At 67.0% G+C, this 15766-nt stretch carries 13 protein-coding genes; 5 read left to right on the top strand and 8 right to left on the bottom strand.

Annotation, left to right across the window (positions count from 1 at the left end; genetic code table 11):
• Together ASC93_RS31160 and ASC93_RS25640 are read left to right on the top strand one after the other, a co-directional pair.
• A partial coding sequence (locus ASC93_RS31160) for a T6SS immunity protein Tli4 family protein (RefSeq protein WP_229412876.1) occupies nt 1-1195 on the top strand: 1195 nt, incomplete at its 5' end.
• Between the two features lie 44 nt (nt 1196-1239).
• Entirely contained in the window at nt 1240-3621 is a 2382-nt protein-coding gene (locus tag ASC93_RS25640) for a DNA internalization-related competence protein ComEC/Rec2 (RefSeq protein WP_056449495.1), read from the top strand.
• Here ASC93_RS25640 and ASC93_RS25635 read toward each other — a convergent pair.
• Together ASC93_RS25635 and ASC93_RS25630 are read right to left on the bottom strand one after the other, a co-directional pair.
• The gene (locus ASC93_RS25635) at nt 3618-5150 is read right to left on the bottom strand and encodes a cell wall metabolism sensor histidine kinase WalK (RefSeq protein ID WP_056449492.1); all 1533 of its coding nucleotides are present in this window, start codon (nt 5148-5150) and stop codon (nt 3618-3620) included. The genes ASC93_RS25640 and ASC93_RS25635 overlap by 4 nt on opposite strands.
• Nucleotides 5151-5152: 2 nt before the next feature.
• Entirely contained in the window at nt 5153-5839 is a 687-nt protein-coding gene (locus ASC93_RS25630) for a response regulator transcription factor (RefSeq protein ID WP_056449489.1), read from the bottom strand.
• Between the two features lie 135 nt (nt 5840-5974).
• On the opposite strand from ASC93_RS25630, the gene ASC93_RS25625 reads away from it, so the two are divergent.
• The 3 genes from ASC93_RS25625 (at nt 5975) to dcd (ending at nt 8156) form a co-directional block, all read left to right on the top strand.
• A complete protein-coding gene (locus ASC93_RS25625) occupies nt 5975-6544 on the top strand; it encodes a Spy/CpxP family protein refolding chaperone (protein WP_056449485.1) in 570 nt (189 codons plus the stop codon).
• Between the two features lie 145 nt (nt 6545-6689).
• Nucleotides 6690-7523 carry an alpha/beta fold hydrolase gene (locus tag ASC93_RS25620; protein WP_056449517.1) on the top strand — a complete coding sequence of 278 codons (834 nt, stop codon included), beginning with the start codon at nt 6690-6692 and terminating at the stop codon, nt 7521-7523.
• 66 nt (nt 7524-7589) lie between these two features.
• Entirely contained in the window at nt 7590-8156 is a 567-nt protein-coding gene (dcd, locus tag ASC93_RS25615; protein ID WP_056449481.1) for a dCTP deaminase, read from the top strand.
• A 56-nt stretch (nt 8157-8212) separates the two neighbouring features.
• Here the strand turns inward: dcd and ASC93_RS25610 are convergent, their stop codons facing one another.
• From ASC93_RS25610 to thyA, 6 genes are all read right to left on the bottom strand, one after another.
• The gene (locus ASC93_RS25610; protein WP_157202123.1) at nt 8213-8731 is read right to left on the bottom strand and encodes a hypothetical protein; all 519 of its coding nucleotides are present in this window, start codon (nt 8729-8731) and stop codon (nt 8213-8215) included.
• Between the two features lie 25 nt (nt 8732-8756).
• Entirely contained in the window at nt 8757-10976 is a 2220-nt protein-coding gene (locus tag ASC93_RS25605) for a hypothetical protein (protein WP_157202122.1), read from the bottom strand.
• Between the two features lie 208 nt (nt 10977-11184).
• Nucleotides 11185-13440, bottom strand: coding sequence for an arginine/lysine/ornithine decarboxylase (locus ASC93_RS25600; protein ID WP_056449471.1), 2256 nt, complete (start codon nt 13438-13440; stop codon nt 11185-11187).
• A 359-nt stretch (nt 13441-13799) separates the two neighbouring features.
• The gene (locus ASC93_RS25595; RefSeq protein ID WP_056449466.1) at nt 13800-14411 is read right to left on the bottom strand and encodes a DUF4337 domain-containing protein; all 612 of its coding nucleotides are present in this window, start codon (nt 14409-14411) and stop codon (nt 13800-13802) included.
• 4 nt (nt 14412-14415) lie between these two features.
• Nucleotides 14416-14904 (bottom strand): dihydrofolate reductase, encoded by a 489-nt coding sequence (locus tag ASC93_RS25590; protein ID WP_056449463.1) that lies wholly within the window; start codon nt 14902-14904, stop codon nt 14416-14418.
• 9 nt (nt 14905-14913) lie between these two features.
• Nucleotides 14914-15708 carry a thymidylate synthase gene (thyA, locus tag ASC93_RS25585; RefSeq protein WP_056449460.1) on the bottom strand — a complete coding sequence of 265 codons (795 nt, stop codon included), beginning with the start codon at nt 15706-15708 and terminating at the stop codon, nt 14914-14916.
• Nucleotides 15709-15766: the final 58 nt, after the last annotated feature.

Here is a 15766-nt window from a genome sequence, read left to right as displayed (position 1 = left end):
ACGGCCCGTCGACGCTGGCGTGAGCGGACAGCAGTGCGCTCGTACATTCTCTGAACGGATGACTGCTATGACCCAGTCGAGAAAGCTTGGATGGCGGGCGCTGATCGTCTTGCTCGCAGCGCTCGCCTGTGCGGGAACCTGGGCTGCAGGCCAGGTCCGCAGCATACGGGACAGATCTGCGGTGGCAAAAATGACCGAAAAGATGAAAACAGTATGCGTCGGACGATTTCTTGTCGACGTGCCCGCCCACGCGGATATAGGTTTGTCACACGAGATGATCGATGGATTCGAGCTCGACACGGTTGAGGAAAGCGAGACGTCGTTTCGCGAACGCGTGGCGGCGCGTGAGGCCGCGATTGGAACGCATGGGGTGGCGACGGATTCACGCGGGACTGGAGGTATGGTGGAAGCTCGTGACCTGCGGGTGCCGAATATGGTTGGACGCATCCTCGTCTACGGACGTACTCGTAGTTACAGGATGGATGGGAATCGCCGTGTTGATGATGAATGGGTGTCGATCGAAGTTCATGCGCATCTAAATGGGTCAAGTATCGCGCTCTCAATGAAATACGCCGATCAGCCTGATGTGTACTCCGCCGAAGCACTGTTGGCAAGGCTGCACCCACGAGATCCGGATGAGATTCCGTCAATCCCGGGCTTCTGTATCCAGCACGCAGTCTTCACCGAGCCGCTCCCTCCTCACAAAACCGAGCATATTGTGATGCATCTCGGTCTGCCCGGGCATCCAGATATGGGCTTGGCTCTGTCCAGTACGCCCAGTGGCCAAACTGGTAAAAGCTTACTCGAACGTGTCGCGGAGACCGATGCCGAAGCCAGCGCAGACGAAACTTTACGGGTTACGAAGTTACGTTTGGGTAAACGTGGCATCAACGGTATCGCCGGCGAAGAAGTATTGGAGCGTGTACGAGAACTGAACTTTACTACGGGGTACGGCTTCATGGGGGAAGCGTTGGGTACGAAAGACGATCCGATGCATCCTTATCTGCTGTTAAACATGGAGACAGGAACCAACCCTCGGCCACGAGGCAATCCAGTCGACTCCAGCCTGCACGAAGACGCCGTGCTGGCCCTGTGGGACAGTATCTCATCCACCATCCGCCGACGGCCAGTCAAGCGTTTGGAAGATCATCCGCCGTCCGGCAAACCGGCCGCCAGCAGCCGCGACCGCACATGATCGACTGTCCGCCATAACGGGTTCACCCGGGTGATCGTGACGCCATGCGCAGCTTCATCCTCGGCTTCGTCACCGGCGTAAGCTGCCTGCAAACCGCCGCCACGCTGCCGTCGACAAAGCTGATGGCCGCCTGCACCGCCGCGGCCGCGTTGCTCCTTCTGGCGAGCGCCCAGGCAATCCGCCACCCGGCCGCGCGAATCGCTACCATCGCCACCGCCGGCCTGCTGGCCGGCTTCACCTGGGCCGCGCTGCTGGCCCAAACGACGCTCGCGCCATCGCTCGCCCCGCGCGACGAAGGCCGCGACCTGCACGTCGTCGGCATCGTCGAGACGCTGCCGTACCGCTTCGACCAGGGCGTGCGCTTCGACTTCCGCGTCGAACGCAGCCTCGATGCCGGCGTGCGTGTACCGCCGCATGTGGCATTGTCGTGGTACGCCGGCCGGCACGGTGCGCGCCAGGCCGTCGGCGACGTCCAGCCGGGCCAGCGCTGGCGATTGACGGTGCGCCTGCAGCGCCCCCACGGCAACGCCAATCCGGGCGGGTTCGATTACGAGGCGTGGCTGCTGGAGCAGGGCGTGCGTGCCACCGGCTATGTCCGTGCCGGCGACGACAACACGCAACTGAAGGCCTTCGTGGCCAGTCCGGGCATGCTGGTCGAACGCGTGCGGGCGGCGCTGCGCGCGCGTATCCAGGATGCCCTCGCGGGCCGCACGTACGCCGGCGTCATCGTGGCGCTGGTGATCGGCGACCAGCGCGGCATCGACCAGGCCGACTGGCAGGTGTTCAACCGCACCGGCATCGGCCACCTCATTTCCATCTCCGGATTGCACATCACGATGATCGCGGGCCTCGCCGCGTGGGCGGTGTCGGCCCTGTGGCGGCGCTCGTTCTTCACAGGCGCGCGGCTGCCGCTGCTGCTGCCGGCGCAGAAGGCCGCGGCGCTGGCCGGGGCGATCGTCGCCTTGCTGTACGTGCTGCTGGCCGGATTCGGCGTGCCGGCCCAGCGCACGCTGTACATGTTGTCGGTCGTCGCGCTGGCGTTGTGGATGGGGCGCCTGGCCGCCGTGTCGCACGTGTTGTGCACGGCGCTCGGGGTGGTCGTGCTGCTCGATCCGTGGGCCGTGTTGTGGCCGGGGTTCTGGCTGTCGTTCGGCGCCGTGGCCGTCATCCTGTTCGCGGGACACGGCCGCATTGGGCCGCCGCCCGCCGGTCCGCGCGGCGCGCTGGTGCTGGCCGGGCGCACGCAATGGGCCGTCACGGCCGGGCTGGTGCCGCTGACCTTGCTGCTGTTCGGCCAGGTGTCCGTCGTCAGCCCGCTCGCGAACGCGGTGGCGATCCCGGTCGTCAGCTTCGTCGTGACGCCGCTCGCGCTGGCCGGTAGCCTGACCCCCGGCCCGCCGGGCGACTGGCTGCTCCTGCTCGCGCACTGGGTCGTCGAGATGCTCGCCTGGCTGCTGCGCCTCATGGCCGGCTGGCCGGGCGCCGTGTGGCGCGCGCCGGCGCCGCAGGGGTGGGTATTCGTGCTGGGCCTGGGCGGCACGCTGTGGATGCTGATGCCGCGCGGCTGGCCCCATCGCTGGGCCGGCGCCGTTGCGCTGTTGCCGATGTTGATGCAGGTCCCCGACCATCCGCAGGCCGGTACGTTCCGCGTGACCGCGTTCGACGTGGGGCAGGGGATGGCGCTGCTGGTCGAGACGGAAGGGCATCGCCTGATCTACGACACCGGCCCCGCCTACGCGCCCGGTAGCGATGCCGGCGGCCGCGTGATCCTGCCGTACCTGCGCATGCGCGGCATCGCGGCCCTCGACGGCATCGTCGTCAGCCATGGCGACACGGACCACACGGGCGGCGCGCTGGCGCTGCTGGAGGGCGTCGACGCCGGATGGCTGGCGTCATCGCTGCCCGCCGATCATCCGGTCGTGCGCGTGGCGCGGCACCACGTCCGCTGCGCCGCCGGCCAGCACTGGGCGTGGGACGGCATCGCGTTCGACATGCTGCACCCCACAAGCGCCAGCTACGCCGATGCGGCGTTGAAAACCAATGCGCGCAGCTGCACGCTGCGCATCAGCAATGGACATCGCACGTTGCTGCTGGCCGGCGACATCGAAGCGGCGCAGGAAGCGGCACTGCTCGGGCGCGCGCGCGACCGCCTGCGCGCGGACGTGCTGCTGGCGCCGCATCACGGCAGCGGCACGTCGTCCACGCTGGCGTTCCTGCAGGCCGTGCGGCCGGAGGTCGCGATCTTCCAGGTTGGATACCGCAATCGCTATCACCATCCAAAACCGGAGGTCTACGCGCGCTACGGTACGCTCGGCGCCGAGCGCTTGCGCACCGACGACGCGGGCGCGCTGGTAGTCGACTTCGGCACGTCCGTCGTGTGGCGCGGCTATCGCGACGAACACGCGCGTTACTGGTACGCGCGCTAGGTGCCGGTCACGCGCGGCAGCGTGATGGTCATCCGCAGCCCGCCTTCGGCGCGGTTCGCGGCGGAGATCCGGCCGCCGTGCGTCTCGACCACGCGTTTGGCGATGGCGAGGCCGAGGCCGTGGCCATCGACGTTGTTGCGCGTGGGGTTCGAGCGGAAGAAGGGTTCGAACACGTCGCCCAGGTGTTCCGGCGCGATGCCCGGGCCCTGGTCGAGCACTTCGATGTGAACGAGTCCGCCGTCCGGATGCACGCGCACGTCCACGCGGCCGCCGGCGCCATGCTTGACCGCGTTGCGCACGATGTTTTCGACCGCGCTCCACAGCAGGTCCGGCGCGGCGCGCAGGGTGACCGGTTCCGGGGCGTCGACTTCGACCACCGCACCGGCCTCGAAGCGGGCGTCGTCGGCGATCTGGTCGATCATCTCGACGAGATCGACGGGCTCGATCGCCGGCAGCGTCGTCGATGCTTCCAGGCGCGACAGCGTCAACAGCTCGCCGACGAGGCGGTCCATGCGCACGCTTTCCCGCTCGATGCGCTCGAGCGACGCCTGCAGCCGGTCGGGCTGCTGGTGCGCGAGGCCGATGGCCGCCTGCAGGCGCGCCAGCGGCGAACGCAGTTCGTGCGAGACGTCGTGCAGCAGGCGCCGCTGGCCTTCCATCAGCGCGCGCAGCTGGGCGCTCATGCGGTCGAAGTCGTGGCCCAGTTCCGCCAGCTCGTCGCCGATCAGGCGCGGCCCGGCATGGGCGAACCGGGGCGCGAGATCGCCGGCCGCGGCGGCGTCGAAGGCGCGTTGCAGCGCGCGGATCGGGCGCGAAAAATACCAGGCGAGGAGAACGGCGAACAGCAGGCTGGCCAGCGTGGCGGCGACGATCGGCAGCCAGTGGCCCACGTGGCGGCCGAATTCAGGCGGCAGGCCGAACCAGCCGCCACCCGGGCCGCCGGGCCCGCCGTCCATGCGCGGGCCGGGGCCGTCGGGGCCGCCAGGGCCACCCGGGCCGCCCGGGCCGCCCGGGCCGCCCGGGCCGCCGTCGCGCGGGGCGGCATCCGGCGCGGGCCCGCCGGGCGGACCGAAGCCCGGTGCGGCGCCGAACCCCGGCTGTCCGGGACCGTCCGTGCCCGGCGTGTGCCAGGCGCGCGAGGCAAAGGCGACGTAGCGGCGGCCGTCGGCGCCGGTCAGGTGCGTGACGGCGTGCGAGGGACCATCGCCGTTCAGGTTGCGTTCGACTTCCTCGCGCAGCTTGGCGGGCACGGGCCGGTCGAGCAGTTCATGGCCCTGCTCGTCGAGCACGTACAGATGCATGCGGCGGCTGCCGGCGGCCAGGTCGCGCAGGGCGTCGATGCCGCCGTGCTTGAGCGTGGCCGCGGCCGCGTCGAGCATGATCGTCGCGGGCGGGCTCGCGTCGAGCGTCGGTTCGGCGTTGTGCTGGCGCGCCTGGTCGCGCAGCCACAGGGTGCCGCCGATGCCGATCGTGGCCGCCACCTGGGCCAGCAGGATGGACAGGAAGAACTTCCAGAACAACCGGCCCATCGCTACTCGCGGATCAGCTGGTAGCCGAGACGGTAGACGGTCTGCAGGCAGGAACGGCCGTCCGACAGCGTGCCGAGTTTATGGCGCAGGCTGGACAGGTGGACGTCGATGTTGCGGTCGAAGCGGGCCAGCGGCCGGCCCAGGCCCTGTTCGGACAGGTCGTTCTTGCTGACGGGGCGGCCGGCGTTGCGGGCCAGGACTTCGAGCAGGTTGAATTCGGTGCTGGTCAGATCCAGCGGCTGGCCTTCCCACATCGCGCGGCGCTGTTCCGGCAGCATCGTCAGCTTGCCGACTGTGAGCGTGATGCCCGGGCCGTCGTTCGGCGAGCTTTGCGTACGGCGCAGGATGGCGCGCACGCGTGCCGTCAGTTCGCGCGGCGTGCAGGGTTTCGTGACGTAGTCGTCGGCGCCCAGTTCCAGGCCGAGGATGCGGTCGGCGTCGTCGCCGCGGCCGGTCAGCATCAGGATCGGCATCCGGCTGGCGGCGCGGATGCGGCGCAGCGTCTCGATGCCGTTCATGCGCGGCATCATCACGTCGAGGATGGCGATCGCGTACTGGCCGGACAGCGCTTCGCGCGCGCCCGTCTCGCCGTCGTGGGCGCAGGCGACGCGAAAGCCTTCCTGTTCCAGGTATTCGGAGAACATGCCGACCAGTTCGGTGTCGTCGTCGATGAGTAGGACTTGGTTCATGCTCGCATCTTAGCGCAGGGCCGCAGCGGCGGCCACGGCGGCCGGATTCTCTTTACTTCGTTTTACACGGTGATAACACTTTTTAACGCGGAGGAATCCGACAATGGCGTCTCCAAACAAAAAAGGATGACAGACATGAAACTCACAAGCCTTTCCGCGGCGGCCGCGCTGCTCGCCGCCTGCGTCACCGCCACGTGCGCCGTCCCGGCCTTCGCGGCCGGCGAGGCCGATGCGCCGCCGGCCGCCGGCCAGCCGGGTCCCGGCAACGACCATGAGCGCGGTCATGAGCGCGGGCCGGAAGGATTCGGTTTCGGCGGCCACGGACCCGGCGCGCCGGGTCCGGACATGCCTTTCGGCCGCATGCCCCCGCTGCACGGCCTGAAGCTCAGCGAGGCGCAGGAGGACAAGTTGTTCGCCATCATGCACGCCCAGGCGCCGCAGCGCCGCGAGAACGACAAGGCGATCCGCAAGGCGCACGATGCCTTGCGCGACCTGGGCCGCGCCGACAGGTTCGACGACGCGAAGGCCGGCGCCGTGGCGCGCGACCTGGGCCAGGCCGTCGCCGCCGAAGCCTTGCTGCAGGCACGCACGGAGGCGCAGGCGCTGGCCGTGCTGACGCCCGAGCAGCGCGAGCAGATGCGCCAGCACCGCATGCGCGGGCGCGACGCGGGCGAGCGCGCGGACGGCCCGCCGGACCGTCGCTGAACGTGTCGCCGAGCCGGCTGCCGGGCCGGCCGCCGCACGCGGCGCTGCCGCGCCGCGTGTAGGCGTTTCCCTCTAAACCACGGGAGGTAATGACATTACAATGGGCCTCGTTCCGACTATGCGCAGCCGCGTCATCCCTTTTCCGATGCCCCACCCATTACTCCATTTCACCCACGGGAACAGCTATCCGGCGGGATCGTACGGCCGCCTGCTCGACGACCTGCGGCGCGATTTCGACGTGCGCACGACGGACATGCTGGGCCACGATCCCCGTTATCCCGTGCGCGACAACTGGCACACGCTGATCGACGAACTGATCGCGCAGCTGGAGGCCTATGGCCGGCCTGCGATCCTCGTCGGCCATTCGCTGGGCGGCGCGGTGAGCATGCTGGCGGCGCATCGGCGTCCGGACCTGGCGCGCTGCGTCGTGATGCTTGATTCGCCCGTCGTCGCGGGCTGGCGCGCGGGCGTGTGGCGCCTCGTGAAGGCGCTGGGGCTGCGCGAACGGCTGTCGCCGGGCGGGATCGCGCGGCGCCGCCGCAACGTCTGGCCGTCGCGCGCGGCCGCCTACGAACATTTCATCGCCAAGCCGATCTTCCAGGCCTGGGCGCCGGGCGCGCTGGACGATTACCTGGACCACGGCCTGGCGCCGCATCCGGACGGCGTCCGGCTGCGCTTCGACCGCGACGTCGAGGCGGCGATCTACAGCACGCTGCCGCACGATATGGAGCGCGCGCTGCGCGGGCCGTTCCCGGTGCCGGTCGGCTTCGTCGCGGGCACCGATTCCGCCGAGTTGCGCCAGGCGGGCCTGGACGGCACGCGCCGGCTCGTCGGCGACAATTTCGTCACCATCGAGGGCACGCACCTGTATCCAATGGAAAAGCCGCAGCTCACGGCGCAGCTGACGCGCGAGATGATCGCGCGCCTGCTGGCGCAAGCGGAGGAAAAAGCCGGACGCCCGGCGGCGCTTTTCGCCTAGGCTGCTGTGCTTTCGCGTAGAATTGCGGGATTGTTATCCCAATCTTTTTAGAAAAGAAGCCCAGCGATGAGTATCAAGAGCGACAAATGGATACGCCGGATGGCGGACGAACACCGCATGATCGAACCGTTCTCGCCGAAACAGGTGCGTGAGACGGACGGCCGCAAGATCATTTCGTGGGGCACGTCCTCGTACGGTTACGACATCCGCTGCGCCGATGAATTCAAGGTGTTCACGAACATCAACAGCACCATCGTCGACCCGAAGAACTTCGATTCGAATTCGTTCGTCGACGTGAAGAGCGACGTGTGCATCATCCCGCCGAACTCGTTCGCGCTGGCCCGCACGATCGAATATTTCCGCATCCCGCGCAACGTGCTGACCGTCTGCCTGGGCAAGTCGACGTATGCCCGCTGCGGCATCATCGTCAACGTCACGCCGTTCGAGCCGGAATGGGAAGGCTATGTGACGCTGGAGTTCTCGAACACGACGCCGCTGCCCGCCAAGATCTATGCGGGCGAAGGCTGCGCGCAGGTGCTGTTCTTCGAGAGCGACGAGGTGTGCGAGACGTCGTACAAGGACCGTGGCGGCAAGTATCAGGGCCAGCATGGGGTGACGTTGCCCAAGGCCTGATCCGGTCGACGTACCGCACGATTGAAAAAGGGAGGCCGCGGCCTCCCTTTTTTGGTTCAGGTCAGGCGCGAGATGGATACCGAGACCGTGCCTTTGTTATTGCAATAGGCGAAGAACGCATCGTTCGCAAACAGGTACAAATAGCCGTCCTGGGCGATCGTCACCACATTGCCTTCTCCGATATCGGTCAGGTGCGATTCGCGATCGCGGCGTCCCGGGCCCCGGCGCCGGCTTTCGATCCAGCCGGTCACGAAGTTGCGCGCCGCTGGCCTCGACAATCCGAGATCGGCCGACGGATGCACGGCCGCGACGAGGCTGAACCAGTCGGCATCGCGGGCGCGCCGCGCCCATTTGAAGAGCGCCAGCAGGGGCGAGGCATAGCCGGCGGCCGTCGAACGGATGGCGGCATCGTACCACTGTCCCGTTGCACGCAAATCGTAGGTCTCGCCCGCACGGACGTGCAGCGCCGCGGCGTTCCACCACAAGGCCGCGTGCACGTCCACGTGCTTGCATTGGGTGATGGCCAGCCCGTCGCAGGCCTGCGGATCATGCTCCGGTGTTCGATTCCCGGTCATGTGCGTTCCCGGCGGCGATAAGACGTCACGCGCCGCACAGCGGGCGCAGTTCGTCGCACGCTTTGCGGACGGCGCGGAACCGCGCGAGAGCCTGGTCGCCGACCGTGACCGGCGTCAGATACCAGCCCAGCGGCGCCGTGTGCAGGGACTGGATGAATTTGCAGCGCTCGCCCTCGTCCTTGATCGTACTTGCGAACGCGTCGTCGAGATTCGGCTGGAGCGGGAAGTCCTTGATGCCGGAATTACGATAGCGCCACACGGCGAGGGCGGCTTGCGATTCGCGCACGGCGAACAGGGCGTCGACCGCGGAAAAGGCGCCCTTCACGGGCTTGGGATCGGTGCCCGCGCAGAGTTGGTCCGGAGGATTGCCATCGATGTTCAGCCAATGCCTGTTTGCGCCCGGCATGCCGGTATCGGCCAGCGTGCCCGCGCCGCTGTTGTCGGCATAGCCGCCGTCGACCAGCAGCATCGCCTGCTTCCCGAACGCGATGCCGCCCGCCGGCGAGACGAAGGGAAAACGGGCGCTATGGAGGACGGCCTGCCCGACCTGGAAAGCCGCGTCCAGGTTGCGCGATCCGCTCCTGCCGGAAAAGGTGCTGCGGTTCGAGAACCACACGCGCTCACCGGTGGTGACGTCGGTGGCGTTGAAGAAGACGGACGGCGCCGGTGCGATGCCGCCGTCCAGCCGGCCGAGCGGCAGCGCCAGGCCGGCCAGGGAGATGCCGCTGCGGCCCGGCACCGCCGCGCGCGCCGCCAGCACCGACGTCAGCGTGTCCTGCCAGCTGTCCAGCAGGGCCTGTCCGCGCTGGGGCGTGGTGTAGGGGACGAGATCGGTCGACAGCATGCGTGCCATGGCGGCCGACAGGTGATCCTGCACGAGGGTGTCGTCGACCATCTGCGCAAGCTGCGGCCCGTTCAGCGACGATGGCGTGCAGTGCGCCCCCCACCCGCCGGACGCGACGAATTCCTGGCGCAGGAGCATGTAGACGGCGAGTCCCAGGCTGCCGCCGGATACGCCGCTCAGCCGGTCGAGCCGCCGGCCGAATTCGCCGCACGAGCGGTCATCGAGGTCCGCCAGCACCTCGGCGGTAAAGAGCGCGGCGCGCAGGCCGCCGCCATAGGCATTGACGACGATGTCGGTGGCCTGGCGCTCCTGCAGGGTTCTGGGCCCGGACGGGAGAGTCGCTTGCGGCAATCGTTCCTGCCCGAGCTGTTCTTCGAACGGCGCCCAGCCGAACGTCCCGTGGAGGAACAAATAGATGGCCCCGGCCGCGGTCGCAATGATCAGCAGGAATCCGGGCTTGTTGTGGGTGATGTGGCGCAGGGCCAGCGTGATGGCGCACAACGTGAACAGGACGGCGGTGAGCGAGATCAGGACGATCGCCGCGGAGCCGAGTGCCCGGGCGGCGGCCGGCGGACCGTACGACAGCGCCAGCAGCAGCAGGGCGCCGCCGATGCCCATGCCCAGCAGCCGGACGAGTGCCTCGTCGAGGCTGAAGGTCAGGTTGGCGTCCGCGCTGCGTGTCGACTTCGCCACCTTGCGCAGGAGCGGGCGGCGTACCGTGAAGAGGAAATACAGCGCGGCCGGCAGGTAGCACAGGATTGACAGCGCGCCGATGACCTGCCAGTCATAGATGTTCGGGCTGGCGGCAATGATGAGAAACCATGGGACCGCACCGCCGACCAGCAGGGCGACGGCCAGCGGCCATTCGCGCGCGTTCCTGTGAATGGCGTAGAGGACTGCGCACAGGGGCGTCAGGCACGCAAGCAGCGCGATCAGCACGCCGAAGCGGTGATCGGTCCGTCGGCTTTCCTGGACGATGACGAGTGCGATGATCAACACGGCCGGCGTGAGCGCGCCGATCAGGCGCGGGTACATTTCGATGACGCGCGACGGCACCGCTCCCGCCGCGCCATGGCGTTTGTCCCGTTCGACGGTCAGCAGCAGGCGCGCCGTGTACCAGACGCCCACGCCGATGAATGCCATCGCCGCGGCGAGTGCGAAGAACTGTGTCCCGATGTACTGGTCGTACGGCTTCGGCATGCGGTTGAACGAATGCGGCACCGGTCCGATCGTGCCGAACAGTGCTTCGCGTGCCTGGTCGATCCGGACGAAGACGACGATCGCGGCGACGGCAAACAACAGCGGCAAGACGGTTTCGTGGATTGCCGCGGGCCAGCCGGTCGGCGCCGCCGATTGCCCCGCGGCCGCCGGTCCCGGATCGTTCTGCAATGCAGCTGCCATATATCGTCTCCATTGTCGGATGGATAATATATTGCCATTGTCATGGCGCTATTGTCCAGAAATTAGATCGATCGGATCGGCGTCTCCCGGACGATGGTTCGGCGCTACGTATGACCTCTGCAGGCCCATTCGGTTCACGCGCGTGGAGCGGCTGCGGCCAAAAAAAAGAGGGGCCTCGGCCCCTCTCGGTGTGGTGCGCGGGAACGGTTCAATCCTGCCTGACGCAATCCACGAAGTATCCCAGCTTGCCATCGACCTCGCGCTTGACGAGGCCATGCACGTCGGTCTCGAAGCCCGGGAAGCGTTCGTTGAAATCGCGCGCGAAGCGCAGGTAATCGACGATGGTCTTGTTGAAGCGCTCGCCCGGAATCAGGAGCGGGATGCCCGGCGGATAAGGCGTCAGCAGGATCGCCGTGATGCGGCCTTCAAGGTCTTCGATCGCCACGCGCTCGATCTCGCGGTGCGCCATTTTCGCGAAGGCGTCCGACGGCTTCATCGCCGGGATCATGTCCGACAGGTACATCTCGGTCGTCAGGCGGGCGACGTCGCGCGACTTGTAGAAGTCGTGGATCTGCTGGCACAGGTCGCGCAGGCCCCACGATTCGTAGCGCGGGTTCGCGGCCGTGAACTCCGGCATGATGCGCCACATCGGCTGGTTGCGGTCGTAGTCGTCCTTGAACTGCTGCAGGGCGGTGACGAGCGTGTTCCAGCGGCCTTTCGTGATGCCGATCGTGAACATGATGAAGAACGAGTACAGGCCGCACTTCTCGATGATCACGCCGTGCTCGGCGAGGTATTTGGTGACGATCGACGCCGGGATGCCCGAGTCGCCGAACGAGCCGTCCAGCGACAGGCCGGGCGTGACGACCGTGGCCTTGATCGGGTCGAGCATGTTGAAGCCTTCGGCCAGGTTGCCGAAGCCGTGCCAGTCGTCGTCGGCGTGGATCATCCAGTCGGCCTGCGTGCCGATGCCTTCGGCGCTGAAGTCCTGCGGACCCCAGACCTTGAACCACCAGTCGTCGCCGTAGTCCTGGTCGACCTTCTGCATCGCGCGGCGGAAGTCCAGCGCCTCGAAGATCGATTCCTCGACGAGGGCCGTGCCGCCCGGCGCTTCCATCATCGCGGCGGCGACGTCGCACGAGGCGATGATCGAATACTGCGGCGACGTCGACGTGTGCATCAGGTAGGCTTCGTTGAACGCGTCCTGGTCGAGCGCGACGGTCTCGGACTCGCGCACGAGCACCTGCGACGCCTGCGACAGGCCGGCCAGCAGCTTGTGCGTGGACTGCGTCGAGAAGATCATCGACTGCTTCGCGCGCGGGCGGTCGCGGCCGATCGCGTGCATGTTGCGGTAGAAGTCGTGGAACGTGGCGTGCGGCAGCCAGGCTTCGTCGAAGTGCAGCGTGTCGATCTCGCCGTCCAGCAGTTCGCGCAGCGTCTCGACGTTGTAGACGACGCCGTCGTACGTGGATTGCGTGATGGTCATGATGCGCGGCTTCTTGTTCTTGGCCTCGCGCGCGAACGGATTCGCCTCGATCTTCTTGCGGATCGACTCCGGCGAGAACTCGGCCAGCGGGATCGGGCCGATGATGCCGAGGTTGTTCCGGGTCGGCATCAGGAACACGGGGATCGCGCCGCACATGATGATCGAGTGCAGGATCGACTTGTGGCAGTTGCGGTCGACGACGACGATGTCGCCCGGCGCCACGGTCGAATGCCACACCATCTTGTTCGACGTCGACGTGCCGTTGGTGACGAAGTAGCAGTGGTCGGCGTTGTAGATGCGCGCGGCGTTGCGCTCCGACTTGGCGACGGGACCGGTGTGGTCGAGCAGCTGGCCCAGTTCCTCGACGGCGTTGCAGACGTCGGCGCGCAGCATGTTCTCGCCGAAGAACTGGTGGAACATCTGGCCGATCGGCGACTTCAGGAACGCCACGCCGCCCGAGTGGCCGGGGCAGTGCCACGAGTACGAGCCGTCGTTCGCGTAGTGGACCAGCGCGCGGAAGAACGGCGGCGCCAGGCTGTCCAGGTAGGCCTTCGCTTCGCGGATGATGTGGCGCGCGACGAATTCCGGCGTGTCCTCGAACATGTGGATGAAGCCGTGCAGCTCCTTCAGGATGTCGTTCGGGATGTGGCGGCTCGTGCGGGTCTCGCCGTAGATGTAGATCGGGATGTCCGAGTTCTTGTGGCGGATCTCCTGCACGAAGGCGCGCAGGCCCGACAGGGCGAAGTTGGTTTCCTCGATGGTGCCGCCGCCGAATTCCTCGTCGTCGATCGACAGCACGAAGGCCGAGGCGCGCGACTGCTGCTGGGCGAACTGCGAGAGGTCGCCATAGCTGGTCAGGCCCAGCACTTCCATGCCTTCTTTTTCCATCGCCGCGGCCAGTGCGCGAATGCCGAGACCGGACGTGTTCTCGGAACGGAAATCCTCGTCAATGATGACGATTGGGAAACGAAATTTCATGGACAGCTCCAAAGCGAAGCGCCGTGCGCGCCGCCCATCCGGAAGTGGAAGGCGGCCGGGCACGGCACCGGAAAAATGAAGAAGCGGATTTTCGCAGAAATTGCGTGGTCCCGTGCAAAAATTTTTAATAGGTTATCTACACGGGCGAGATTGTGGCGCACTCTTGTTTGACGACGATGACGGCGCACGATGTCGAAGCGCCGCAACCAGGTAGGGCGGGCTCCCCGAGCCCGCCACGAAGCCGCGTCGTTGCGACGTGTTGGTGGGCACGGGGTGCCCACCCTACGGCAATGCGATAGCGCGACCGGTGTCGAACCGCGAAACTGCGTAGGGCGGGCTCCCCGAGCCCGCGCGCGACGTCAATGCGACGCTGCCGAGGTGAACAGCGCACCGAGCGGATCGACGTGCAGCCACGCGAATGCCCCGAGTGCGAAGCCGACGACGGCCACGACGTAGGTCACCGACAGCAGCCAGCGCCGGCGCGTGAGCAGGGTGATCGCGGCCAGCGAGATCGCGATCTGTTCGGCCGTCGTCGCGAGCGCCCACTGGTGGTGGGTGTGCAGCGCGTGTTCCGACTTTTCGTTCCACGCGTCCGACTGCCTGTCGAGCTTTTCGGCTTCCTTGCGGTTGCCGGCCTTGTCGAGGTCGTAGCGGGCCGCCTGGGCCTTGAATCTTGCCGCGTCCGCGCCCGGCAGCGAGGCCGCCATTTCGGCGATGTTCTGCTTGATCGACTTGGCCTGGTAGTAGTTCCACGCGTCGGCGGCCGCCGTCTTGGCGATGGCCGCGTTGTTCTTGTACAGCGCCGCGTCGGTCTGGGTATCGCCGCCCAGGTAGCCGAACACCGCGCCGGCGGTGGCCAGGATGGCCGTCATCACCGCGATGTTGTTCGAGAAGCTGTCGCTGCCGTGCTGCGCGGCGTGTTCGACCGCGTGGTCGTGCGGTCCATGGACATGAAAGCCGTGTTCGGACATGGTATTACTCGACCTTGTCGTAGGTGACGATGGCGTAATCGACGTCCGCCGTCGGCGAATGCAGGGGCTCGTTCGACACGGCCGTCCATGCGCCGCCGTCGATCTCGGGGAAGAACGTGTCGCAGCGGTAGACCTTGTCGATGTGCGTGACGATCAGCCGGTCGGCGACGCGCATCGCCTCGGCGAAGATCTGGGCGCCGCCGATGATGCTGGCCGACTCGCCGCCGACCAGGGCGACGGCTTCCTCGAGCGAGCCCGCCGTCTCCACGCCGTCGTGGCGCCAGTCGCGGTTGCGCGTGACGACGATGTTGCGGCGCCCCGGCAGCGGACGGCCGATCGATTCGAACGTCTTGCGGCCCATGATGATCGGATGGCCGAGGGTCACGCGCTTGAAGTGCGCGAGGTCCTCGGGCAGGTGCCACGGCAGCTTGTTGTCGATGCCGATGCCGCGCCTGGCATCCATGGCGACGACGATGGACAGGTGGTTGGCCATGAAACCTCCTCAGACGGCAACGGGCGCCTTGATGGCGGGATGCGGATCGTAGCCGGTGATCTCGAAGTCGTCGAACTTGTAGTCGAACAGCGAGTCGGGCTTGCGGCGGATGACCAGCTGCGGCAGCGGGCGTTCGGCGCGCGACAGCTGGAGTTCGACCTGCTCCATGTGGTTCGAGTACAGGTGGCAGTCGCCGCCGGTCCAGACGAAATCGCCGACGTCCAGGCCCGCCTGCTGGGCCATCATGTGCGTGAGCAGCGCGTACGACGCGATGTTGAACGGGACGCCGAGGAAGATGTCGGCGCTGCGCTGGTACAGCTGGCACGAGAGCTTGCCGTCGGCGACGTAGAACTGGAACAGCGCGTGGCACGGCGGCAGCTTCATCTGCGGGATGTCGGCCACGTTCCACGCCGAGACGATCATGCGGCGCGAGTCCGGATTGTTCCTGATCTGGTCGAGCACCTGGCTGATCTGGTCGACGTGGCCGCCCGACGGCGTCGGCCAGCTGCGCCACTGGTAGCCGTAGATGGGACCGAGCTCGCCGTTCGCGTCCGCCCATTCGTCCCAGATCGAGACGCCGTTGTCCTTCAGGTACGCGATGTTGGTGGAGCCGGCCAGGAACCAGATCAGTTCATGGATGATCGACTTCAGGTGCAGCTTCTTGGTGGTCACCAGCGGGAATCCGTCCTGCAGGTCGAAGCGCATCTGGTGGCCGAACACGGAGCGGGTGCCGGTGCCGGTGCGGTCGGTTTTGACCGTGCCATGGTCCAGCACATGGCGCATCAGGTCGAGATATTGACGCATCGGTGTGGCTCGCAATGAAAGATTGAAAACCCGCGCATTTTAACCGATAGCGGCGCCG

Origin of the sequence: Massilia sp. Root335, assembly GCF_001425685.1 — a bacterium.
Taxonomy (GTDB): domain Bacteria; phylum Pseudomonadota; class Gammaproteobacteria; order Burkholderiales; family Burkholderiaceae_D; genus Telluria; species Telluria luteola.
The sequence above is the reverse complement of the archived record's forward strand: the minus strand, read 5'-3'. Positions and strand labels throughout refer to the sequence as shown.